Here is a 21968-nt window from a genome sequence, read left to right as displayed (position 1 = left end):
CAGTGAAGGTATCGCGTTCGCAAGATAGGGAGCGACAGCAGCATTGACCTGCGGACTGTCACAAAGATCAGGTGATCTCAGGACGCCATGGCCCGCAGCGCCTTCTCGGCTTCTTCACGGTCATCGAAGTGGATCTTGGTGGTGCCGAGAATCTGGTAATCCTCGTGGCCCTTGCCCGCGATCAGCACCAGGTCCTGCGGGCCGGCCAGGGCAATGGCGCCAGCGATGGCCCGGGCCCGATCCACCTCCACGTCCATGGACGTGCTGACCGGGATGCCGGCCAGCACGTCCTCAAGGATCGCCTGGGGATTCTCGGTGCGGGGGTTGTCGGAGGTCACCACCACCTGATCGGCCAGGCGAGCCGCGATCGCGCCCATCAGGGGCCGCTTGGTGCGGTCGCGGTCGCCGCCGCAGCCGAACACGCAGATCAGACGGCCGCGACAGAAGGGCCGGCAGGCCAGCAGGGCGCTCTCCAGACCATCGGGGGTGTGGGCGTAGTCCACCAGCACCGCCGGAGCCGGTGGCCCACCGGCCAGGCTCACCCGCTCCATCCGGCCGGGCACTCCGCGGAAGCTTGCCAGCCCCTCCAGCAGCTGCGGCACTGGAATGTTCTGCTGCACCAACACCCCGACCGCCTGCAGCAGATTCATCAGATTGAAGCGGCCCACCAATGGCGAGCGGAAGGCTCCTGATCCCCTGGGCGTCACCAGGGTGCCGCGCACACCGGTGGCGTCCATCACCAGATCGGTGATCGTGAGTTCCATGGTGGGATCCTCGAGGGAGCTGCGCCAGCAGAGATCCCCCCGCTGCTGACGCAGGTGCTGGGCGAGGCGGTGTCCCCAGGGATCATCCACGTTCACCACGGCGCCGCCGGCCAGCAGCGGCTCTTCGAACAGCCGACACTTGGCCGCGAAGTAGGCCTCCATCGAGGCGTGGTAGTCGAGGTGGTCCTGGGTGAGGTTGGTGAACACCGCCCCGGCGAAGCGGCAGCCGCTGACCCGCTCCTGGTCGAGGGCATGGGAACTCACTTCCATGGCGCCGATCCGGGCACCGGCCTCCACGGCCTGGGCCAGCTGGGCCTGGAGCACATCGGCGAACGCCGTGGTGTGCTGCGCCGTCACGCTGTGACCGGGCCAGCGGTTCGCGAGGGTGCCGAACAGGGCCGCCGGCTGACCGGCCTCGCTGGCCAGATGCTCGATCAGATGGGTGGTGGTGGTTTTGCCATTGGTGCCGGTGACCCCGATCAGGGCCAGGCGCTGGCTGGGTTGCTGCCAGAAATCGGCAGCCAGCCGACCGGCCCAGTGGGCGACGGGATCACTCACCACCACCACCGGGTCGTCTTCGCCTGGTGGCCTGGCGACTGCGGCTTCCGGGCCGATCACGGCGGCCACTGCACCGGCGGCCAGGGCCTCGGGCCAGAAGGTTCCGCCATCCACCTGGGCACCGGGCAGTCCCACGAAAAGAGTGCCCGGCTCGACCCGGCGGGAATCGCAATGGATGCCCAGCACCTCGGCGTTGGCACAGGCCGGCGGCACCGCCAGGCCGGCACGAAGCAGCAGCGGGTGGAGCAGCGGATCAGGCAGCGGATGCATCGGCAGCGCCGGAGCTGGAGACGGAAGCCTTTCTAGACGCCTGGACCGGGAAATCCGTTCTCCTGCAACCAAGTCCGGAGACGGGGGCCGGCCAGGCGCGGCGAGACCCGCGGCAACTCGCGCCGCGTGCCGTCCTGCTCGATCGCCAGCACCGGCACCGTCAGGTCGTAGCGGGCCTTGAGGGCGGGATCGCCATCCACATCCAGGCACTGCAGTGGCAGGGCTGGCTGCAGGGCCCGCAACCGCTCTTCCAGGCCTTGGCACAGGCAGCAGTCCTGGCGGGTGTAGAGGATCAGCTCAGCCATGGCTTATGCGGGGGCAGTCGGGAGCGCTTCAGTCGGGAACGGGATCGCAGCCGCAGGGGGTGAAGGGATGGCAACGCAGCAGCCGTCCCGCGGTGAGCCAGCTGCCACGCCAGGGTCCATGACGGCGGATCGCCTCAAGGCCATAGGCGCTGCAGCTGGGGATGAAGCGGCAACGGGGTCCGAGAAGCGGCGAGATCCAACGGCGGTAGAGGCTGATCAGTCCGAGCAGCAGCAGGGTCAGCCAGCGCGTTGCCCAACCACCCTGGCGGGGGGCAGCCAGCGGATCACCGGTTGGGAGCAGGGTCTCCAGCCCCGGGCTCGGGGCCAGACCAAGGGCTTCAGGGCCAACCGATAGGATCGATCGTTGGCGCTCCAAGACAAGGGCCTGCAGGACAGCGTCCAGCTTGCTCCATGACGCGGTCGCCGCTCCCCCTGTCCTGGGGGATTTCCGTCCCACGATCCAACCTTCATGTCTCGCTACCGCGGCCCTCGTCTGAGGATCACGCGGCGCTTGGGAGACCTCCCCGGTCTCACCCGTAAGGCCGCCAAGCGGTCTTATCCCCCCGGTCAGCACGGCCAAGCCCGTCGCAAGCGCTCCGAATACGCCATCCGCCTGGAAGAGAAGCAGAAGCTTCGCTTCAACTACGGCATCTCCGAGCGCCAGCTCGTGCGCTACGTCAAGAAGGCGCGCGCCCAGGAGGGTTCCACAGGAACCAACCTGCTGAAGCTGCTCGAGAACCGCCTTGACAATCTTTGTTTCCGCGTGGGCTTTGGTCCCACGGTGCCTGGTGCCCGCCAGCTGGTGAACCATGGCCACGTGACCGTGAACGGCCGCGTCGTGGATATCCCCAGCTACCAGTGCCGGGCCGGTGATGTGATCGCCATCCGTGAACGCAAGCAGAGCAAGCTCCTGGCTGAAGCCAACCTTGCCTTCCCGGGTCTGTCCAACATTCCCCCCCATCTTGAGTTCGACAAGGCCAAGCTCACCGTCAAGGTGGGTGGCAAGATCGAGCGCGAATGGGTGGCTCTGGAGATCAACGAACTCCTGGTGGTTGAGTTCTACTCCCGCAAAGTCTGAGGTCGCCATCCGGCTGCCTTCAGCAGCTCGATATGGCGTCAGGCCCTCGCCTTACGGCGAGGGCTTTTCTGTGGGGGGCTTTGTTGAGGTCAGTCTTTTTGAGAAGTTTTTTCGTGGCAGCTCTTCGCCCGTACCTCCCCTATTCGACCCGTCACCCCTTGTTCGAGCAGGGTGCTCACTGCTGAGCCGTGCCCCGCCTCAGGCTTTCGTCCAGTTAGCGGTCGTCTACGCACCTTCGATCAGCGTCTCCAGAGCAGCGGTCACATCGGGCTGCCGCATCAGCGCTTCGCCCACCAGCACCGCATCGGCGCCGGCGCTCTGCACCCGGTCGAGGTCGTCGCGGTTGAACAGGCCCGATTCGCTCACCAGCAGGGCCCCCTTGGCGCGCACCTGGGCTCCGTAGCGCTGCATCAGCTGCTCGGTGGTGGCCAGATCGGTGTGGAAGGTGCTCAGATCACGGTTGTTGATGCCGATCAGCGTCACCCCGTCGAGGGCCAGCACCCGCTCCATCTCGGCGGCATCGTGCACTTCCACCAGCACCGCCAACCCCAGACTGCGGGCCACCTTGAGCAGGTAGCCCAGGTCTTGATCGGTGAGGATGGCGGCGATCAGCAGGGCCGCGTCGGCGCCGGCCGCACGGGCCTGGTACAGCTGATAGGGGCTGAGGATGAAGTCTTTGCAGAGCAGCGGCAGGGCCACCACCTGGCGCACCTGCACCAGCACCTCGAAGCCGCCCTGGAAAAAGGTCTTGTCGGTGAGCACCGACAGGCAGCTGGCGCCACCGGCCGCGTAGCCGGCGGCAATGGCTTCGGGGTCGAAGTCTTCGCGGATCACACCCTTGCTGGGGCTGGCCTTCTTCACCTCGGCGATCACGGCGGGCTTACGGCAACTGGCCCGCAGGGCCGCCACGAAGTCCCGCGGGGCCGGCAGGTCGACCACCTGAGCCTTGAGCTGCTCCAGGCTCACCCGCTCCCGCGCGACCGCCACCTCCCGGTCTTTTTCCCAGACGATCTTCTCGAGGATGTGGCGGGGTTCAGCCTCCGGATGGGGAATGCCGTAGGTGAGGTGGGCCACCTTCACGGGGGGATTGGGCGGGCGGCGGCGGATCTCCATGCGGGTTCAGAACGGGGAAAGGAAAAGGAGACGGGGGTGGTCCAGTGGGGTGACCCCTCAGCCCACGGCCATGGCGGCCTGCTTGTAGGCCACCTCGACCACCTCGCTGAGGGTGGGATGGGTGTGCACTTCGCTGGCCAGCTGCTGGACGTTCTGGCGGCGGGCCACGGCGTTGGCGATCTCCTGGATCAGATCAGCGGCGTGCAGGCCGTAGATGTGGGCGCCGAGCACTTCGCCACTGCTCTTGTTGAACAGCAGCTTCATCAGACCATCGCTCTCCAGCTCAGCCAGGGCCTTGGAGTTGGCCTTGAAATAGCTGCGCACCATGCCCAGCTCGAAGCCGTCACGGGCCGCCAGCGCCCTGGCGTCGGCTTCGCTCAGACCCACCGAACTGATCTCGGGGTGGGTGAAGGTGGCCGCCGGAATGGAGCGGTAATCAATCTCCCGGCCATGGCCCAGGATGTTGTCGATGGCCACGGTGCCCTGGGCGGCGGCGGTGTGGGCGAGCATCATCTTGCCGGTCACATCGCCCACGGCCCAGAGGTGGGGAACCGGTTCTCCATGCACGAGCACGCGCATCCGGTCATCCACCGGGATGAAGCCGCGGTTGGTCTCCACTCCCACGGAGGCCAGGTTGAGGTCCTTGCTGCTGGGAACCCGGCCGGTGGCCACCAGGACCGCATCGACCTCCAGGGTTTCGACCAACTCGCGGCTCTTCATGTCGGCCAGTTCAATCATGACCGGGCAGCCCGGTGTCACCTTGCGCGCCAGCAGGCCCGATCGAGCATCGATGTCGCGGCCGTCGATCAGCTTGCGGGCCGCGATCTTGGCGATGTCGGGATCGAAGGTGGGCATCACCCGATCCAGGGCTTCAATCATCGTGACTTCACAGCCCAGGGCTGTGTAGACATCGGCAAACTCCAGTCCGATGTAGCCACTGCCGATGATCGCCAGCCAGCGGGGCAGCCACTCCAGGCTCACCGCTTCGTCGCTGGTGAACACGGTGCGGCCGTCGGTCTCGATGCCAGGTGGCACGAAGGGTTCCGAACCGGTGGCGAGGATCACCTCGCGGGCGGTGTAGGGGCGCTCGAGGCCACTGCCGCTCTCCCGCACCACCACGCGCTGCACCCCATCCAGGCGGCCCTTGCCCCGCAGGATGGTGGCGCCGGCCCGCTCCAGGGACTTGGTGAGATTGCCGCGGATCGTGGCCACCAGCTGGTTGGCGTGGTCGGCGATTTTCTGGCGCTCGAAGCGCACCGGCGCCGCATGGATGCCGAAGCCGGCCAGATGCTCGGCATCGGCCAGCTCGCGCACCCTGCCGCTGGCGGCCAGCAGAGCTTTGGAGGGCACACAGCCGCGATTCACGCAGGTGCCACCCATGTCGCGGGATTCGACGATGGCGACGCTCAGACCATGCTCTGCGGCATGTTTGGCCGCATCGAAACCGCCGTAGCCGGCGCCGATCACGATCACGTCGTAGTCGAAGGTCGCGTCGCTCACCGGGGCCGCTGCATCACTGATGCGGCATTCTCTCCTGTGGCTGGCTCCCGCGTTGCAGGATCCCCTGCCGCCAGCGTTCGAGCAGCAGCGGCGCTGCCGCCACCGCCACGTTCAGGGATTCCACCGCTGGGCTGTGGGGAATGGTGACCCGATGGCTGGCGAGAGTCAGGAGGTCGCTGCTGATGCCTCCGCCTTCGTTGCCCAGCAGCAGGATCGTGGGCCGGCGCCAGTCCAGCTGCCAGTAAGCGATCGGGGCCTCCTCCGCCTCCAGCGCCGATGGCGCCATGGAGGCCACCACCTGATAACCAGCCTCCCGGGCCTGGCGCAACCGCAGCCGCAGCTCCTCCTCCTCGAGGCGCTCCAGCGGCAGCTCCAGGGCGGATCCGGCGGAGGCTCGCAGCACCTTGGGCTGGAATGGATCGGCACCGCCGGCAAGCCAGAGCCGCTCCACCCCCGCCGCCAGAGCCGTGCGCATCAGGGTTCCCAGATTGCCGGGGTCCTGCAGCCGGTCAAGGACCAGCAGGAATGCGGGCAGCGTGCCATTGACGCAGAGGGGCAGCGGCAGGGTGAGCACCACCCCATCGGGGTGCTCGGTGGTGGCGGCAGCGGCCAGCACTTCGTCGCTCACCCGGTGCAGGCGCGTGCTGGCAGGCAGGGCCGCAACCAGCTCGGGGTGGCTCCCTTCCCAACGGGTCGTGAGCAGCAGATCACAGGGCTGCAGCCTCAGCCGCAGGACTTCCTGCAGCAGGTGCGTGCCCTCAAGCAGCATCAGGCCTGCATCACGGCGGCCTCGAGAATGGTGCAACTGGCGCAGGTTCCGCACCAAGGGGTTGCGGCGGCTGCGGATCAGACCCTCGTCGCTGCTCAGGCTTTCCTCGCTGCTCAGCCCTTCCTCGTCGGGCTGCTGTCCAGGGCGATCCACGCCCGAATCAGAAGCTCTGGTGGCGCCGGACATGCATGTGATCGCGAACGAGGACGGACCCATCACCGATGTCAAGACCATTGACCACAGCGACTTCACCTTGGAGGCCTTCGGCCTCGAGGTTCTCGATCAACTTCTTGATGACGATGTCTTCAACCGTGGACTGATCAAAGGAATCAGGTGTAAGTCTCTCAAGAAACTTACCGACTTTGGAAGCAACGACCTCGGAGGCGTTGGTGATCTTGAGGACGATCATGAGAAAAGTGCGGATGGGGAGACTTGAACTCCCACGACATTGCTGCCACTAGTACCTGAAACTAGCGCGTCTACCAATTCCGCCACATCCGCTGGCGCGCCGCTCGTTGCGACTGGAAGACCATACGGCATGGTCCGCCCTCCCTCCAATACCGCCTCCGGGAATGCTCGCCATCGGCGTGGGCTGACTGGGCTGACGCCGGCAGCGGATCGTGGCTAGGCAAGGGACTCGGGACGAGACAGTTCAAGGGGCGGCCGTCTAGACGGTCACACCGATCATTGTCAAGATGCCGCAACCGAAGACGGGACAGCCGCAGCCATGACCTACACCATTGTCCCGCCCCAGAAAATTCTCAATCCCCAGCTGGAAATTGCCGGCGGTCATGCCCTTTCCGGCGAAATCCGCGTCAGCGGTGCCAAGAATTCCGCCCTCGTGCTGATGGCGGCCTGCCTGCTGACCCGTGATCCGATCAGGCTCCGCAATATCCCGCCCCTCACCGACATCACCGCCATGGGAGAGATCCTGGCGGCTCTTGGAGTGCAGGTGATCCGTCAGGGAGAGGCGATTGAGCTGAACGGTGATCACATCAACCAGTCCACCGCTCCCTATGAGCTGGTCAACAGCCTGCGGGCCAGCTTCTTCTGCATTGGCCCCCTGCTGGCCCGCACCGGCATGGCGAAGATGCCCCTGCCCGGTGGCTGCCAGATCGGATCGCGGCCGGTGGTGGAGCACGTCAAGGGGCTCAAGGCCCTGGGTGCCCAGGTCACGATTGACCATGGCGTCGTCACGGCGGTCGTGCCCGGTCAGGGACACCGTCTGCGGGGCGGTCGCATCCATCTCGATTGCCCGAGCGTCGGGGCCACCGAGACCCTGATGATGGCGGCCGCCCTGGCCGAGGGCGAGACCACGATCGACAACGCCGCCCAGGAACCCGAAGTGGTGGATCTGGCGGGCCTGCTGATCGCCATGGGAGCCCGGGTGCGTGGCGCCGGCACCCAGACGATCACGATCGTGGGTGTCGACCGCCTGCACGGCACCGACTACGCCGTGATCCCCGATCGGATCGAAGCCGGCACCTACCTGCTGGCGGCGGCGATCACCCGCTCCCATCTGCGGGTCGCCCCCGTGATCCCCGAGCACCTCGGCGCCGTGATCACCAAGCTCGAGGAAGCCGGCTGTCGCATTGAGAACGACGGCATCGGCCTCACCCTGCGGGCGGACAACGTTCGGGCGGTTGATCTGCGCACCCAGCCTTTCCCCGGCTTCCCCACCGACCTGCAGGCTCCGTTCATGAGCCTGCTCGCCACGGCGGAGGGCACCAGCGTGATCACCGAAAACATCTTCGAGAATCGGCTGCAGCACGTGGCTGAGCTGCAGCGCATGGGTGCTTCGATCCGCATGAAGGGCAATACCGCCTTCGTGGAGGGCGTCTCCCGGCTGAGCGGTGCACCGGTGCAGGGCACGGATCTGCGGGCCTCGGCGGCGATGGTGCTGGCCGGTCTGGCCGCCGAGGGCATCACCACCGTGCAGGGCCTCGAGTACCTCGATCGCGGCTACGCCGACCTTGAGGGCAAGCTCAATGGTGCCGGCGCGGCGATTCGGCGCACCAGCGCCGGCTGATGACGCCAGCCCAGGAAGGGGCCCCACGTAGGATCTGAGGCATGGGAGCGTGCCGGAATTGGTAGACGGACTCGACTCAAAATCGAGCGCCTTCGGGCATGTGGGTTCAAGTCCCACCGCTCCCATCTCGCCCCAGCGTTCCACCATCCGCTTCAGCCATCGTGTCCATCCCTCCGGCGCCCCTTTCCCCGGTGATGGACACCTATGCCCGCTTCCCCCTGGAGCTGGTCAAAGGCAAGGGGGTGCATGTCTGGGACAGCCAGGGCGACCGCTATCTCGACTGTGTCGCCGGCATCGCCGTCTGCACCCTTGGCCATAGCGACCGGGTGTTGAAGCGGGCCCTCTGCCGCCAGCTGGGCAAGCTGCAGCATGTCTCCAACCTCTACCGGATCCCGGAGCAGGAACAGCTGGCGGCCGCCATCACCGCCCGCAGCTGCACCGATCGGGTCTTCTTCTGCAATTCCGGCGCCGAGGCCAACGAGGCCGCCATCAAGCTGGCCCGCAAGCATGGTCATGGGACGCGGGGCATCACCCAGCCCCTGATCCTCACGGCCCAGGCCAGCTTTCACGGCCGCACCCTGGCAGCCGTCACCGCCACCGGTCAGCCCAAGTATCACCAGGGGTTCGAGCCCATGGTGCAGGGCTTCCGCTACTTCCCCTACAACGACATCGCCGCGTTCGAGGCCCTGCTGGCCGACTGCGAGGCCGAGGGGCCGACGGTGGCGGCCGTGCTGATTGAGCCGATCCAGGGTGAGGGCGGTGTCATCCCCGGTGATCCAGTTTTTTTTGCTCGGTTGCGCCAGCTCTGCGACGAGAAGCAGATCCTGCTGATCTTTGACGAAGTGCAGATCGGCGTGGGCCGCAGCGGTCGGATGTGGGGCTATGAAACCCTCGGTGTCGAACCCGACGCCATCACCCTGGCCAAGGGGCTGGGGGGTGGCGTGCCGATCGGCGCCCTGGCGGTGAAGGCGGCCGTTGACCACTTCCGTCCCGGCGAGCACGCCAGCACTTTTGGCGGCAACCCACTGGCCTGCCGGGCCGGCCTCACGGTGCTGCGCGAGATCGATCGGCGTTCGCTCCTGCCCCATGTGGAGCAGATGGGGCAGGTGCTGCGGCAGCTGCTCGAGGAGCTGGTTCGCCGCCATCCCCACCTGCTGGAGGGATGCCGAGGCTGGGGCCTGCTCCAGGGACTGGTGCTGCGTCCGGAGGCCCCCACCGCTCCCGAGATCGTCAAGGCGGCCATGGCCCAGGGGCTGCTGCTGGTGCCCGCCGGCCCCCAGGTGGTGCGCTTCGTGCCGCCGCTGGTGATCCAGGCGCGTCACCTGCACAAGGCGGTGAAGCGCCTGGAGAAGGCCCTGCTCAGCCTGGCCTGACGGGGTGGCCCTCGATGCCTTCGCCGACCTGATCGAGCCCTTCCAGCGGCGCGGTGTCGACCTCGGTCTGGAGCGATTGACGTGCGCCCTGGCGGACCTCGGCCATCCGGAAGGCCGCTTCCGCACCGTGCAGGTGGCTGGAACCAACGGCAAGGGATCGATCGCCACCCTGGTCCACGCGGCCCTGTTGCAGGCCGGGATTCGCTGCGGGCTCTACACCTCTCCCCACCTGGTGAGCTGGTGCGAGCGGATCCGGCTCGGCGCAGCGCCGATTCCCGCCCCGGAGCTGCGCCGCCAGCTTGAGGCGCTGCAGAGGGTGGGGCAGCGGCACCGGCTCACCCCGTTCGAACTGGTCACCGCCGCCGCCTTCTGTGCCTTTGCCGAGGCAGACCTGGAGCTGGTGGTGCTGGAAGTGGGGCTGGGGGGGCGACTTGATGCCACCACGGTGCATCCCCGGCGCGAGGTGATCGGCTTTGCCGCGATCGGCATGGATCACGCCGAATTTCTCGGATCGGATCCCGGCCAGATTGCCGCGGAGAAGGCCGGCGTGTTGCGGCCGGGTTCTGTGGCGATCAGCGGCCCCCAGAGCCCAGCCGTGGCGGCGGTGTTGCAGGAGCGGGCCGAGACGGTCGGGGCGGAGTTGCGCTGGATCGAGCCAGCCGTGGCGGCAGATCGGGGTGACGACTGGCTCCACAGCGATGGACTCACCTACCGCTGCGGCCTGAGTGGAGCGGTGCAGCGGCACAACAGCGCCGTGGCCCTGGGGATGCTGCGGGCGCTGATCGAAGGCGGCTGGCCGATCAGCGAGGAGGCGATCGCGGCGGGATTCGCGGCGGCCCGCTGGCCCGGCCGGCTGCAACCCGTGCACTGGCAGGGCCGCTCCCTGCTGCTGGATGGGGCCCACAATCTGCCGGCCGCCGAAGCCCTGCGCGCTGAGCTCGACCAGCGGGCTGCCCAGGGAACGATCGCGGCGGCAGGGGAACGGATCTGGTTGCTCGGCATCCTGGCCAACAAGCAGGGGCCGGCGATGCTGCGGGCTCTGCTGGCCCCGGGCGATCGGGCCTGGATCGTGCCGGTCAGCGGCCATTCCTGCTGGAGCCAGGACCAGCTGGCAGAGGCCTGCCCGGAGCTGGCCAGCCAGCTGCAGGCGGCGGCGGATTGGGCCTCGGCCCTGAACACCCTGCCGCCTGCTGGAACGACCCCGCTGATCGTGGCGGGTTCCCTGTATCTGATCGGCAGCCTTCTCGCCGTCGCTGCGACAGAGTGAAGCCAGACGCCGCCAGCACCGTGATGCCTGTCGTTCAGCTTCCGGTGCTCCGCCAGCCCGCGGCCACGACGCCCCGGAGGTCGCGGGGGGCCTCAACGGGCTGTCGCAGCGGGCTGAAGCGACTGGATCTCGTCAGCGGACTCAGGGGACTGTTGGGTGGGCTGTTGGCCTGCACCCTGCTGCTCCTGCTGCTGCCGGCCGGTTTGCCGCCAGCTGCCGCCCTCGACACCGCCGCGGGGGTTGGATTGCAGGAGCGGGCCCTGTTCCAGGAGAGGGTCGACTACACCCTGACCAACCAGAGCGGCCAGGACTTCAGCGGCCAGGACCTGGCCAGCTCCTCCTTTGCTGGAGTGGTGGGGCGTCAGGCCAATTTCCACGGCGCCGACCTGCATGGGTCCATTCTCACCCAGGGCGCCTTTGCCGACGCTGATTTCAGCGGCGCCGACCTCAGTGATTCCCTGATGGACCGGGGCGATTTCAGCGGTGTCGATTTCCGGGGCGCGGTGCTGCGCGGCGCGATCGCCTCCGGCAGCAGTTTCGCTGGTGCCAATGTGACCGATGCCGACTTCAGCGACGCCCTGCTGGACCGCTCTGATCAGAAACAGCTCTGCCGCAGCGCCGAGGGCACCAACCCGATCACTGGGGTCGACACCCGCCTCAGCCTGGACTGCGGCTGAACCCCTAACGACTGACCGGTCAGCGCTTTCATGATCAGGCGGCGTTGGAGGCGCCCGTTGATCGGGCCGCATCCAGATACCAGCCGCGCAGCTTGCCGGGATTGAGCAGGCCGGCAGGGTCGTAGAGGGCCTTGGCCGCCACCTGATCGGTATCGACCACGCCAAGGCCGCCATCCTCGACGCTGATCACGTGCGGATTGAAGATCAGCGCTCCAAGGCTGCGGCAATGGTCCATCAGGGCTTGCAGCCGTTCGTTGTCGTGCCAGCGCAGCAGCGGCAGCCCTGCCAGCCGCGCCGCGCCGGACTGCCGCACGGCCTCCAGGTGCCAGAGCACATCGCCGCCCCAGCTGTCTCGCAAGGCCTCCAGCGCTGGCCCCTCCGGCTGGGGCAGGAGCATCTGCAGGTAGGTCCAGCCAGGGGTATGGGCCCGCCAGTGCAGGGTGGTGTGGTTCCAGGTGAGCTCCCGCAGGGGCAGTCCACGGCTCTGACCCTGGGGCGCCTGCCAGCAGACACTGCCACCTCGCTGGGCCAGCCAGTGCGGCAGCAGATCAAGGCTGTCGGGGGCGGCCAGCAGCAGCAGCCGATGCTCTCCCGCCTGCGGCGACGGACACCCCTGCGGCCAGGGGGAGCGTTCGGCGATCGGTGCCTCCAGCAGGCAGAGGGCATTGAGCAGCAGCGCCGTGGTTGGCAACTCCTGGGCCACGGCCAGGGCGTCCTGCCAGTGGGAGAACCCCACCACCAGCTCCTGCCACGCCACCGCTTCGGTGGTCGCCAGGGTCAGGGCGGTGAGGATGCCATTGGTGCCGTACGCGTGGTTGAGCGGGCGGCTGGCCTCCGCATCCAGCTGCAGCAGCCGCGGTTCCGGCTCCAGGGTCACGATCTCGAGCCCGAGCAGATGGCCTGGATCCCGCAGAAAGCCCCAGCGCAGCGATCCGATACCACCGGAGCCACCGGCGATGAAACCACCCAGGCTGGAGGTGCGGTAGGTACTGGGCGCCAGGCGCAGCGCCCGCCCATGGCCGGCCAGCTGCTGATCCAGGGGGGCCAGCAGGCAACCGGCCTCCGCCGTGATCACCCCGCTGTGGGGATCGACCCGTCGCAAGCGGTTCAGGCCGGAGAGATCGAGCACCACCCCACCAGCCAGGGGGACGCACTGGCCGTAATTCCCGGTGCCGGCACCCCGCAGCGTCAGTGGCACGGCATGGCGGGCACAGGCTGCCGCCACCACCATCACCTGATCGGTGGAGTTAGCGCTGACCGCCAGCTGGGCGCTGTGGTTCTGGAGCAGCGGAACCAGCACCGGCGAGTAGTCGTGATAGTCGCTGGAGCGCCGCCGGAGCTCACGGGCCATGGCAGCCGTCTGGTCCGCCTGCTGCGGCCCCTGATCACCGCTGGCCGATGGCAGGGGGCCCACCAGCGGCAGATCGGGGTGATGCCGCGCCAGGTCTTCGGCGAGGGCACGCACTGTGTCGACGGAACAGTGTCCCGCTGCCGCCAGCAGGGCCGCGGCGTCGTAGATGCTGTGGGCGGCTGGGCTAGGAGCCTGGGCGCTGGGTTGCGGCGAGTCTGTCGAGGGCATGCAGGGAGGTGATCAGCTCAGGGGCTGGGATGGGCGGTCATGCCCCCCACACTGGCCAGAACGGCCGCCGGCTGCTGCGACAGCGGTGGTGGCAACCAGTGACCGCCTCGCAGCACCCGTCGCTGCGGTGAGCGTGCCAGCACCTCGCTCCAGGAGCAGGCCGCCAGCACGACCAGGTCCGCCGGCCCCCCCTGGCGCAGCACCCCGTCCCAGGGGAGGCGCAGCAGCCGCGCCGCTTCGGTGCTGAAAGGAGCCAGCCCCTGGCGCAGCCAGGGGGCCTGATGGCTGGCGGCCACGCTGAAGCGCAGCACCTCGATCGGATCGAAATCGCCGCCGGGGAACCAGGGATCCTGCACGTTGTCGCCGCCGATGGCCACCAGCACCCCGGCGGCCTGCAGTTGGCGCACCGGCGCCTGGGGCCGCAGCCGCGGTGTGCAGCCCGGCCTGCGATCCAGCAACCAGTGGTTGGTGCCCGGCAAGGCCACCACGGCCACACCAGCGGCGGCGAGCTGATCGAGCAGGGGCCTCAGTTGCCGTTCCGGCAGCAGCGCCAGGCTGCTGGCGTGGCTGCAGGTGATCGGCACGGAACAGGGCTGGTGGCGCAGTGCCTGGAGCAGCATCCGCACGCCGCGGGCCTGACCCTGGTCGCTTTCGTCGATGTGCAGATCGATGCCGCAGCCGTGGCGCTCCGCCAGCCTCAGCAAAGCCTCCAGGGCCCGCTGGTCGTCGCGGCTGGGGCGATAGGGCGGGCCGAGCACACCACCGAGCAGTCCACCCGTCGCTGCGACCCTTGCCGCCAGGGCCTCGCCAGCCGGAGTGCCCCAGTGAGCCAGGGGCACCAGGGCCACCAGCTCCAGCTCCAGCCGATCGGCCCAGCGGAGGCGAAGCGCCTCCAGGGCCTGCCAGCTGGGCTCCCACCAGGCACCGAGGCTGTCGATGTGGCTGCGCATCGCCCGCAGGCCCTGCCGCCAGCCCCGCTCCAGGGCCCGTTCGCCCCGCCCGTGAATCTGCTCCTGGGTGCGTTCGTTGGCCTCGTTGCGATTGGCTGCCATGGCACCGGCGATCGTCCCGGACCGGTTGGCATGGCGCGCCCAACTGAAGGCTTTATCGAGGTGGGCGTGGGGTTCCACCAGGGGTGTGAGGGCCAGGGGCAGGGCGGCGGGATCGAGCCCGTGGTGGGGGCAGCCTGGCCAGGCCTCGATGGCCGCGATACGCCCATCGACACAACGCAGACGGACGGCCACCAGTCCATCGGCATCCGCTGCGGGCAGGCCCGTCAGGCCCGGATCGAGAAGCTGGCGCGGCAGCTGCAGGTCCAGGGCGCTAGGTGGGGCTGTCTGGTCAGGGCCGGCTTCGGGATTCAACGCCTGGCCTCCTTCTCCTGACCCTTCGGGTCTGGGCGGCGTTCTTCACCGGCCTCAAGCACCCAGAAGTGTCCAGCCATGGCCAGGGTCGAGACGGTGTAGTGGGGCAGCCGCCAGTTGGGCAGGAGCTGCTGGCCACCGATCTCGGTGCTGTAGAGACTGCCCACTCCGAAATCGATGCGGCGACTCTGGCTGCGGGCCAGCTGGCCGAGCACTCCGTGCTGGGCCCTGACCAGGCCATGGCAATCACTGATCACCAGTCGGATCATCAGCGGCAATCCCTTCTCGCTGCAGAGCTCTTCGGAAGCCATCGCCGCCAGCCGATCGCCGGCAAACCGTTCGAACTCGTCGGGGCCGGGGTTGGTGGCCGCCAGGCCAGCGACCCCCAGGAGCACCACGGGCAGGCCCACGAGCCAGGGTGTCAGCGATCGGGAGGGCAAGCGAGGTGATGACGCGGGTGCACAGGTTCGCAAAGTTCAGCTCTGGGGAGGGACCGGCGCTGCGGCTCCGGCTGGAACCGGTGGTGCATCGGCCTTGAGAAAGTCCTGAGCTCGGCACTGGCTGTAGCGGGAAACGGCCTGCTCCTGGAGCGCATCGCCTTTCAGGAGAGCGGGATTGCGGCGGCGCAGCTCGGCCAGCTGTTGCTGCTGCTGGGCTTCCAGCACCATCCGCCGCGCCCGGTGGCGAGCCTCCCAGCGTCGCCGCCGCTGCGACTCCGCCTCCCTCCAGGCCGCGAGAGCCGCCTCGTAACGCTCCCGATCGAGTTCCTGGTCTTCAGGCCGATAGCGAGCCTCAAGCTCCTCATCAGGGGGCTGTGGTCGTGGTGCGGGGGTGTAAGCCTCCAGGCGCTGATCGGCGAGGGTCTGCCGGGTGCGGCGCAGCTCCGTCACCAAGGCGAGCATGGGCTGGCGCTGCTGACGGCAGCGGGCCAGATCGGCCTGCAGCCGTTGCTGAGCCTGCTCCCGTCGCCGCCGTTCCTGGGCTGCCTCTGAGGCCAGGCGCTTGTCCACACCGGGCAGGCAGCGCAGCTCGCGCCAGGGCCCCAGCAGGGGAGGTCCCGAAGCAGCGGCCAGGTTGCGGCAACGCTGCCGGCCAGCCTCACTCACCCCAACCCCTGCCAGGGCACAGCTGCTCAGCAGCAGGGACAGGGCCAGCAAGGGCGTGACCAGGCGGAAGGGTCTCGCGACCAGACCGTCTCCGGCAGGGGGTGGGTCAGGGGAGGGGAAGCGACCGGCAGCCACGCGGTCTAAACCTGCATTGGATCGGCATGGACGCTAGAGCCCGAGCCGGGCGATGGGTTGACTCGTCCCAGGGCACCCTGCCGGCACGCCATCCCGGCAGGGTGGTCATGCGCTGTGGTGCAGCCTGTGCTGATGTAAGTTCTGCCTACCCACGGCGGGCGTCGCCAAGTGGTTAAGGCAGCGGCTTGTGGCGCCGCTATTCGGGGGTTCGAGTCCCCTCGCTCGCCCTCTTTCAGACCGGTGGCTTGTCCACCGGTTTTTTGCTCTGAAGCGTGATCGAGTCGCAAGCGCTGCAGGGGTGCCTTGTCGTTTCGCTTTCCGTCTCCGGCTTCGGTGGACCAGGCGATTCCTGTGCCATGGAGCGTGTCTGAGACGCATCGTGCATGGGCCGGTTGGACCAGCCCCGAAGTCCTGATCAGGAAGCCTCTGTCTCCTGATGCTGGCCCCCCAGGACATCCAGGAGCCGATCGGCACCCGGCCAATCCCGCACCGGATCAGCGCAGACCAGCCCGGTCTCCTGCTCCACGGCCACCATGGCCGCAGCGGCCTGATCGGCGCTGAGATGGGCGGTGTTCAGAGCAATCGCCGCCACCCGAGGCGGGGGTGTGAGCCCCGGACGTCCCAGGGCAGCCACCGCTTCCAGGGTGGCGATCAGCTCGGCCAGCGCGGGCAGGGCAATGCTGGGGTGGCGCTGGATCGTGGTCTGGCCGGCCCGATGCACCAGCAGCAAGGCCGTGGGCTGGCTGCCACGCAGCAGGGGCAGGGTGGCGGTGGAGCCGGGGTGGCAGAGGGATCCCTGCCCTTCCACAACAAGCAGTCCCTGGCTGTCCAGGCCATCCGCCGCTGTCAGCACGGCCTGCTCCACCGCCCCGGCGGCGTAGTCCACCCGCACCGCATCAAGGGGAATGCCACGGCCGCTGATCAGGATGCCGGCCTGACCGGTGCCCACGAACCGGGCCGGCAGACTCCTCCTACCTGCGGCGGCGACCAGCTCCAGGCAGGCACTCATCTTCCCGACCGCCATGTCACTGCCCACCGCCAGCACCCGCCGGCAGGGCAGGGTCGCCGCCCGGGCCGATCCCACCACCAGGCCGGGTGGCTCCTGCCGCAGATCCCAGATCCACTGGCCGGGCTGCAGCCGCGCCGCCAGCTCCGGATCGTCGCCAAGGCGACTGTGCAGGCCACTGGCCACGCACAGGCCCGCCTCCAGGGCCGCGGCCACATCCCCCCAGAGTGCCGGCGGCAACTTGCCGCCGGCGGGGGCCAGACCCACCACCGCCACGCGAGGTCCGAGCGGCAACGCCTCACGGAGGCTGGCCAGAACCGGCAGATCCCGGGGGATTCCTGTCAGCTCCTGAACGCGGCGACCGGCGTTCTCCGGGTCAATCACCGCCACGATCGGCCCATGGCGGTAGCGCAGCATCGCCAGGCCGGTCTTGCCGCCCAGATCCGTGAGCCCGCCGTGCTGCAGCAGCACGATCGGTGCGTCGTCCGTCAGCACGGCAGGTCCCCTAGCGAGGTTTCGGCAAGCCCTCCGTCCACCCCAATCCCCGGGCGATCGGACGGCCGCAGCTGGTCTCCATCAAGCTCTGGCCCCAGGAAGGGATCGTCGACAAGGTTGAGGTGGCTGTCCAGATCGGGCCAGCGCACCAGTGGCAGCAGCTGGGACGCGGCGCCGTTGAGCAGGGCCGCATCGGAATAGCAGCCGAGCATCACCCCCAGTCCAAGCCGCTCGGCTGTGCGGGCCATCAGCAGGGCCTCGCTCAGACCACCACTCTTGAGCAGCTTGATGTTGATGCCGTCCACGTAGGGGGCCAGCCGCAGCAGATCCTCCACATTCCAGCAGCTCTCATCGGCCACCAGCGCCATCGGACAGTCGAGCTCCAGGGCGGCGAAGCCAGCCGTGTCCGCCTCCGGATCGCTGAGCGGCCCCAGGGGCTGCTCCACCAGCACCACGCCCTGGTGCTCCAGCCAGGGCAGCAGCGACCGGGCCGTTTCGAGGCCCCAGCCACCGTTGGCATCCACCTGCAGCTCACAGGGCTGCCCCGTGACCTGGCGGCGGCGCTCCAGGGCCACTGCCACCGCCTCCACCAGCTGCCGGTCGTGATCCGGCCCATCGGGGCTGCCGAGCTTGAGCTTGATGCGGCTGGCCGGCATCGCCTCCCACCAGCGCTCCAGCCGTGCCAGCACCGCCGCCACCGTTCCCAGGCCAAGGGTCACGCTGGTGGGCTCGCCGGCCTGGCGGTCCAGACCCCAGAGGCGCCAGAGGGGCTGGCCCAGCCGCTGCCCCCACCAATCCCAAAGGGCCAGGTCGACGGCGCAGCGCGCCGGCGGTGAGAGGTCTGCCAGCAGGGGCTGCAAGGCCTGCATCGGCTGGGGGGCCAGAGGCTCGATCCGGGGCAGGAACGCCGCGAGTTCTACCGCCAGTGTCTCGGTCTCGAAACAGCGGTGGCCGGTGTCGAACCCGCCGGTCTCCCCACGACCGATCACGCCCTCATGTTCGATCTCCAGCAGCAGGTGCTGCACCGCCGCCGTAGTGCCGCGGCTGATCGCCAGCGGCACCGCCTTGGTGAGGGTGAAGCGGTGTAACAGGCAGCGCATGCCAGCCAACAGCCCGTCAGGACAGTCAGATTGGAGTCACGCTGACACAATCACCGACGAGGCACCACATCGGTAACAGGAAGCACAGATTCGCGGGCCGAGGTGGCCTCAGATCACGGCAATCCAGACCCCTGCGATCCGCACCTTTGCGGCCCTGTTCACTCCATGCCCCATAGCGATGCGACCGCCTCGGCTATTCAGCAAATCCTGGAGGAGGTACACGCCCGCTTCCTGAACCTGCGTGACGGCGCTCCAGCTGACTACATCCCGGAGCTGGCCAAGGCTGATCCCGATGACTTCGGCATCGTGATCGCCACCACCGATGGCCGGGTCTACGAGGTGGGACAGACCCGCAAACTGTTCACGATCCAGTCGATCTCGAAGCCGTTCGCCTACGGCCTGGCCCTGAAATTGCTCTCGGCCGATCACATGCAGACGAAGGTGGGCGTGGAGCCCTCCGGCGACGCCTTCAACGCCATCAGCCTCCATCCGGTCAGCGGAATTCCCCGCAACCCGATGATCAATGCCGGCGCCATTGCCACCACGGCCCAGATCTGGGCCCACGATCCGGAGCGGGCCGAATCGATGCTGCTCGATTTCCTTTCGGACATGGCCGGCCATCGCCTGGAGGTGGATGAGGCGGTATTCCGTTCCGAGCGGGACACGGGGCACCGCAACCGGGCCATCGGCCATCTGCTGCGCAACTTCGATGTGATCAATGCCTCGCCGGAGCCCGGCCTGCAGCTCTATTTCCGCCAGTGCGCGGTGAAGGTCACCTGCCAGGACCTGGCGGTGATGGCGGCCACCCTGGCCTGCCAGGGCCGCAACCCACGCACCGGTGTGGTCACCCTGGACCCGGCGATCACCACCAATGTGCTGGCGGTGATGGGCAGCTGCGGCATGTACGACTACACCGGCCAGTGGCTGTACAACGTGGGCATGCCGGCCAAAAGTGGTGTGGGCGGCGGTGTGATGGCGGTGGTGCCCGGACGGGTGGGCCTGGCCGTCTACTCGCCGCCCCTCGATTCCTTCGGCAACTCCAGCCGCGGCATCGCCGTGTGTGAGGAGCTCTCCCATCGGCTGGAACTCCATCTGTTCGACCAACCCGCCCGCAGCGGCACCACGATCCGCTCCTCGGCCACCGGCAAGAACCGCTACTCGCGCCGATGGCGGAGCGCCGCCGAATTCGGCCATCTCGATCGTCATGGGGAGCGCATCCGGGTGCTGCAGGTGCAGGGGGTGCTCGATTTCGCCGCGGTGGAGGAACTGTTGTCTCACCTGGAGGCCAGTGTCATCTCCGAGTCGTTTGTGGTGATGGATCTGGCCCAGGTGGTGGGCCTGCCGTCGATCAGCGCCGGCCTGGTGCTGAACCAACTGGAGCTGCTGGCCCAGCGCGGCATCCGCTGCCTGCTCTGCCGGGGCGAGCATCTCGAGGGTTTCTGGCCAGGGGAGTCAGACACCCTTCCCCCCGACTGGTTCACGAGCCTCGACACGGCCCTGGAAACAGCGGAAAACCTGCTCCTTGAGAAGCTGCGGCTGGAAGACGCGCCAAACGCCCTGGAGTCCAACACGATCCACCTGCTCGAGGTTTTGCCGGAGGCCAGTCGGGCGGTCCTGGAACCATTGCTGGAACGGCGATCCTTCACCAAGGGTGAGCTGGTGTTCCGCCGTGGTGATGCCGGCCAGGAGCTGTTCCTGATCGAGGCGGGTTGCTTCAGTGCCGGTGAAGAACTCCAACCCGGTAAACGCATCCGTTTTGCCACATTCAGCACCGGCGTGAGTGTGGGGGAGATTGCCTTTCTCAATGGCACACCCCGCACCGCGGACATGGTGGCCGAGGAAGATGGCAGCTGCCTGGTGCTCCAGCGCGAGGCCTTTGACCGGTTGCATGAGGAGCGGCCGGATTTGGTGATCGAGATCCTGCTGGCCCTGCACGGGGATCTAGCCCTGAAGCTCCAGCGTGCCAACCAGCAGCTCTCGCTGCTGGAGCAGCGCTGAGCCTTCCAGAGCCCCACGGCGGTTGATGTCCGAAACTGGCGTCATGCAGGCCCCCTCCCGCCCCCAACACCCCGTCCCCGCAGAGCCGCTCTCTGCTCCTGTGCTGGATCCGGCAAAGCCACAGCAACGCGGCAGCTACTGGATCACCACCTTTGGCTGCCAGATGAACAAGGCGGATTCCGAGCGGATGGCAGGGATCCTCGAAGCGATGGGCTACGCCCCCGGCCGTGATGAACACACGGCCGATCTGGTGCTCTACAACACCTGCACGATTCGCGACAACGCCGAGCAGAAGGTCTACAGCTACCTGGGCCGTCAGGCCCAGCGCAAACGCGCCAACCCCCATCTCACCCTGGTGGTGGCGGGCTGCGTCGCCCAGCAGGAGGGGGAAGCGCTGCTGCGCCGGGTGCCGGAACTGGATCTGGTGATGGGTCCGCAGCACGCCAACCGGCTCGACACCCTGCTGAGCCAGGTGGAGAGCGGCCAGCAGGTGGTGGCCACCGGCGATCACCACATCCTGGAGGACATCACCACGGCCCGGCGGGACAGTGCGGTCTGCGCCTGGGTGAACGTGATCTATGGCTGCAACGAGCGCTGCACCTACTGCGTGGTGCCTTCGGTTCGGGGCGTTGAGCAGTCGCGCCGCCCCGAGGCGATCCGCCTGGAGATGGAAGGGCTGGCGGCGCGGGGTTACCGGGAAGTGACGCTGCTGGGCCAGAACATCGACGCCTATGGCCGCGATCTGCCCGGCATCACCCCCGAGGGGCGCCGTCAGCACACCCTCACGGATCTGCTCCGCTTCGTGCACGACGTGCGGGGCCTTGAGCGGATTCGCTTCGCCACCAGCCATCCCCGCTATTTCACCGACCGCCTGATCGACACCTGCGCCGACCTGGAGAAGGTGTGCGAACACTTCCACATCCCCTTTCAGAGCGGCGACAACGACGTCCTGCGGGCCATGGCCCGCGGCTACACGGTGGAGCGCTACCGGCGCATCCTCGACCGGATCCGGGAGCGCATGCCCGATGCCGCGATCAGCGCCGATGTGATCGTGGGTTTCCCCGGTGAGACCGATGCCCAGTACCGGCGCACCCTCGATCTGGTGGAGGAGGTGGGCTTCGATGCGGTCAACACCGCCGCCTATTCCCCCCGACCCAACACCCCCGCCGCCGCCTGGCCGGACCAGCTGAGCGAAGCAGTCAAGGTGGAGCGCCTGCAGGAGCTCAACGCCCTGGTCGAGACCCAGGCGAAACAGCGGAGTGCGCGCTACGCCGGCCGCTGCGAAGAGATCCTGGTGGAGGGCTCCAATCCCAGGGATCCGGCTCAGATGATGGGGCGCACCCGCACCAACCGGCTGACGTTCTTCCCGTCCAGCCGGCCTGATGGCAGCGTGATCGCTCCTGGTGATCTGGTCTCGGTGCGGATCGATCAGGTGCGTGCCTTTTCACTCAGCGGCGCCGTGCTCTGAAGCGATCGCTGATA

20 protein-coding genes and 3 tRNA genes are annotated in these 21968 nt (G+C 68.0%); 9 read left to right on the top strand and 14 right to left on the bottom strand.

What is annotated here, in order from left to right; genetic code table 11:
- Positions 1 to 77: 77 nt before the first annotated feature.
- From VB716_RS02085 to yidD, 3 genes are read right to left on the bottom strand one after another with little or no spacing between them, the layout of a single operon-like run.
- Positions 78 to 1592 carry a UDP-N-acetylmuramoyl-L-alanyl-D-glutamate--2,6-diaminopimelate ligase gene (locus VB716_RS02085; protein WP_197169616.1) on the bottom strand — a complete coding sequence of 505 codons (1515 nt, stop codon included), beginning with the start codon at positions 1590 to 1592 and terminating at the stop codon, positions 78 to 80.
- Between the two features lie 32 nt (positions 1593 to 1624).
- Positions 1625 to 1897, bottom strand: a complete 273-nt coding sequence (locus VB716_RS02080; protein ID WP_197153789.1) for a glutaredoxin family protein — start codon at positions 1895 to 1897, stop codon at positions 1625 to 1627.
- Positions 1898 to 1925: 28 nt separating this feature from the next.
- Positions 1926 to 2177, bottom strand: coding sequence for a membrane protein insertion efficiency factor YidD (gene yidD, locus VB716_RS02075; RefSeq protein ID WP_197172206.1), 252 nt, complete (start codon positions 2175 to 2177; stop codon positions 1926 to 1928).
- A gap of 189 nt (positions 2178 to 2366) precedes the next feature.
- Here yidD and rpsD point away from each other — a divergent pair, with 189 nt between their 5' ends.
- A complete protein-coding gene (rpsD, locus tag VB716_RS02070) occupies positions 2367 to 2975 on the top strand; it encodes a 30S ribosomal protein S4 (protein ID WP_197153788.1) in 609 nt (202 codons plus the stop codon).
- A gap of 225 nt (positions 2976 to 3200) precedes the next feature.
- Here the strand turns inward: rpsD and trpC are convergent, their stop codons facing one another.
- From trpC to VB716_RS02045, 5 genes are all read right to left on the bottom strand, one after another.
- A complete protein-coding gene (trpC, locus tag VB716_RS02065; RefSeq protein WP_322757534.1) occupies positions 3201 to 4088 on the bottom strand; it encodes an indole-3-glycerol phosphate synthase TrpC in 888 nt (295 codons plus the stop codon).
- A 57-nt stretch (positions 4089 to 4145) separates the two neighbouring features.
- Positions 4146 to 5588, bottom strand: coding sequence for a dihydrolipoyl dehydrogenase (locus VB716_RS02060; protein ID WP_197153786.1), 1443 nt, complete (start codon positions 5586 to 5588; stop codon positions 4146 to 4148).
- A gap of 13 nt (positions 5589 to 5601) precedes the next feature.
- A complete protein-coding gene (locus tag VB716_RS02055; RefSeq protein WP_322758866.1) occupies positions 5602 to 6438 on the bottom strand; it encodes an RNA methyltransferase in 837 nt (278 codons plus the stop codon).
- 79 nt (positions 6439 to 6517) lie between these two features.
- Positions 6518 to 6766 (bottom strand): hypothetical protein, encoded by a 249-nt coding sequence (locus VB716_RS02050; RefSeq protein ID WP_231597723.1) that lies wholly within the window; start codon positions 6764 to 6766, stop codon positions 6518 to 6520.
- Between the two features lie 8 nt (positions 6767 to 6774).
- Positions 6775 to 6858 (bottom strand) — tRNA-Leu (locus VB716_RS02045).
- A 226-nt stretch (positions 6859 to 7084) separates the two neighbouring features.
- On the opposite strand from VB716_RS02045, the gene murA reads away from it, so the two are divergent.
- The 5 genes from murA to VB716_RS02020 all read left to right on the top strand — a co-directional run bounded on the left by murA (position 7085) and on the right by VB716_RS02020 (position 11703).
- Positions 7085 to 8386: a UDP-N-acetylglucosamine 1-carboxyvinyltransferase gene (gene murA / locus VB716_RS02040; RefSeq protein WP_322757535.1), complete on the top strand. Its 1302-nt coding sequence runs from the start codon at positions 7085 to 7087 to the stop codon at positions 8384 to 8386.
- A gap of 43 nt (positions 8387 to 8429) precedes the next feature.
- Positions 8430 to 8511, top strand: a tRNA-Leu gene (locus VB716_RS02035).
- Complete coding sequence (locus tag VB716_RS02030) at positions 8485 to 9759, top strand: aspartate aminotransferase family protein (protein WP_370594606.1); 1275 nt, start codon at positions 8485 to 8487, stop codon at positions 9757 to 9759. Before VB716_RS02035 ends, VB716_RS02030 begins: the two co-directional genes overlap by 27 nt.
- Before the next feature lie 4 nt (positions 9760 to 9763).
- A complete protein-coding gene (locus VB716_RS02025) occupies positions 9764 to 11026 on the top strand; it encodes a bifunctional folylpolyglutamate synthase/dihydrofolate synthase (RefSeq protein ID WP_197153782.1) in 1263 nt (420 codons plus the stop codon).
- Positions 11027 to 11190: 164 nt separating this feature from the next.
- Entirely contained in the window at positions 11191 to 11703 is a 513-nt protein-coding gene (locus tag VB716_RS02020; RefSeq protein WP_231597714.1) for a pentapeptide repeat-containing protein, read from the top strand.
- Positions 11704 to 11737: 34 nt separating this feature from the next.
- Here the strand turns inward: VB716_RS02020 and VB716_RS02015 are convergent, their stop codons facing one another.
- The 4 genes from VB716_RS02015 to VB716_RS02000 are packed head-to-tail and all read right to left on the bottom strand — an operon-like array spanning position 11738 to position 15887.
- Positions 11738 to 13282 (bottom strand): FAD-binding oxidoreductase, encoded by a 1545-nt coding sequence (locus VB716_RS02015; protein ID WP_322757536.1) that lies wholly within the window; start codon positions 13280 to 13282, stop codon positions 11738 to 11740.
- Positions 13283 to 13299: 17 nt separating this feature from the next.
- On the bottom strand, positions 13300 to 14646 hold the full coding sequence (locus VB716_RS02010) for an amidohydrolase family protein (RefSeq protein WP_323269589.1): 1347 nt from the start codon (positions 14644 to 14646) through the stop codon (positions 13300 to 13302).
- On the bottom strand, positions 14643 to 15086 hold the full coding sequence (locus tag VB716_RS02005; protein ID WP_231597710.1) for a DUF4359 domain-containing protein: 444 nt from the start codon (positions 15084 to 15086) through the stop codon (positions 14643 to 14645). Before VB716_RS02005 ends, VB716_RS02010 begins: the two co-directional genes overlap by 4 nt.
- A gap of 36 nt (positions 15087 to 15122) precedes the next feature.
- Positions 15123 to 15887: a hypothetical protein gene (locus VB716_RS02000; RefSeq protein WP_197153779.1), complete on the bottom strand. Its 765-nt coding sequence runs from the start codon at positions 15885 to 15887 to the stop codon at positions 15123 to 15125.
- 154 nt (positions 15888 to 16041) lie between these two features.
- On the opposite strand from VB716_RS02000, the gene VB716_RS01995 reads away from it, so the two are divergent.
- Positions 16042 to 16114 (top strand) — tRNA-His (locus VB716_RS01995).
- A gap of 188 nt (positions 16115 to 16302) precedes the next feature.
- Here the strand turns inward: VB716_RS01995 and VB716_RS01990 are convergent.
- A complete protein-coding gene (locus VB716_RS01990; protein ID WP_323247062.1) occupies positions 16303 to 17388 on the bottom strand; it encodes a DUF1611 domain-containing protein in 1086 nt (361 codons plus the stop codon).
- Positions 17382 to 18488 (bottom strand): dipeptide epimerase, encoded by a 1107-nt coding sequence (locus tag VB716_RS01985; protein ID WP_323269588.1) that lies wholly within the window; start codon positions 18486 to 18488, stop codon positions 17382 to 17384. The genes VB716_RS01990 and VB716_RS01985 overlap by 7 nt, the downstream gene beginning before the upstream one ends.
- A gap of 165 nt (positions 18489 to 18653) precedes the next feature.
- Here VB716_RS01985 and glsA point away from each other — a divergent pair, with 165 nt between their 5' ends.
- Positions 18654 to 20486: a glutaminase A gene (glsA, locus tag VB716_RS01980; protein ID WP_323247058.1), complete on the top strand. Its 1833-nt coding sequence runs from the start codon at positions 18654 to 18656 to the stop codon at positions 20484 to 20486.
- A 43-nt stretch (positions 20487 to 20529) separates the two neighbouring features.
- Positions 20530 to 21954, top strand: a complete 1425-nt coding sequence (gene miaB, locus VB716_RS01975) for a tRNA (N6-isopentenyl adenosine(37)-C2)-methylthiotransferase MiaB (RefSeq protein WP_197153776.1) — start codon at positions 20530 to 20532, stop codon at positions 21952 to 21954.
- The last annotated feature ends 14 nt before the right edge of the window (positions 21955 to 21968 follow it).

The sequence above is a fragment of the Synechococcus sp. CCY9201 genome, assembly GCF_034931105.1.
In the GTDB taxonomy this organism is placed as follows: Bacteria; Cyanobacteriota; Cyanobacteriia; order PCC-6307; family Cyanobiaceae; genus CBW1002.
This window is presented reverse-complemented; position numbering and strand designations above follow the sequence as displayed.

Excerpts from the sequence above, each read along its gene's own strand:
- VB716_RS02085 (WP_197169616.1), bottom strand. The coding sequence starts at position 1,592 with ATGCATCCGCTGCCTGATCCGCTGCTCCACCCGCTGCTGCTTCGTGCC.
- VB716_RS02080 (WP_197153789.1), bottom strand. The coding sequence starts at position 1,897 with ATGGCTGAGCTGATCCTCTACACCCGCCAGGACTGCTGCCTGTGCCAA.
- rpsD (WP_197153788.1), top strand. The coding sequence starts at position 2,367 with ATGTCTCGCTACCGCGGCCCTCGTCTGAGGATCACGCGGCGCTTGGGA.
- trpC (WP_322757534.1), bottom strand. The coding sequence starts at position 4,088 with ATGGAGATCCGCCGCCGCCCGCCCAATCCCCCCGTGAAGGTGGCCCAC.
- VB716_RS02050 (WP_231597723.1), bottom strand. The coding sequence starts at position 6,766 with ATGATCGTCCTCAAGATCACCAACGCCTCCGAGGTCGTTGCTTCCAAA.
- murA (WP_322757535.1), top strand. The coding sequence starts at position 7,085 with ATGACCTACACCATTGTCCCGCCCCAGAAAATTCTCAATCCCCAGCTG.
- VB716_RS02030 (WP_370594606.1), top strand. The coding sequence starts at position 8,485 with ATGTGGGTTCAAGTCCCACCGCTCCCATCTCGCCCCAGCGTTCCACCA.
- VB716_RS02015 (WP_322757536.1), bottom strand. The coding sequence starts at position 13,282 with ATGCCCTCGACAGACTCGCCGCAACCCAGCGCCCAGGCTCCTAGCCCA.
- VB716_RS01985 (WP_323269588.1), bottom strand. The coding sequence starts at position 18,488 with ATGCGCTGCCTGTTACACCGCTTCACCCTCACCAAGGCGGTGCCGCTG.
- glsA (WP_323247058.1), top strand. The coding sequence starts at position 18,654 with ATGCCCCATAGCGATGCGACCGCCTCGGCTATTCAGCAAATCCTGGAG.
- miaB (WP_197153776.1), top strand. The coding sequence starts at position 20,530 with ATGCAGGCCCCCTCCCGCCCCCAACACCCCGTCCCCGCAGAGCCGCTC.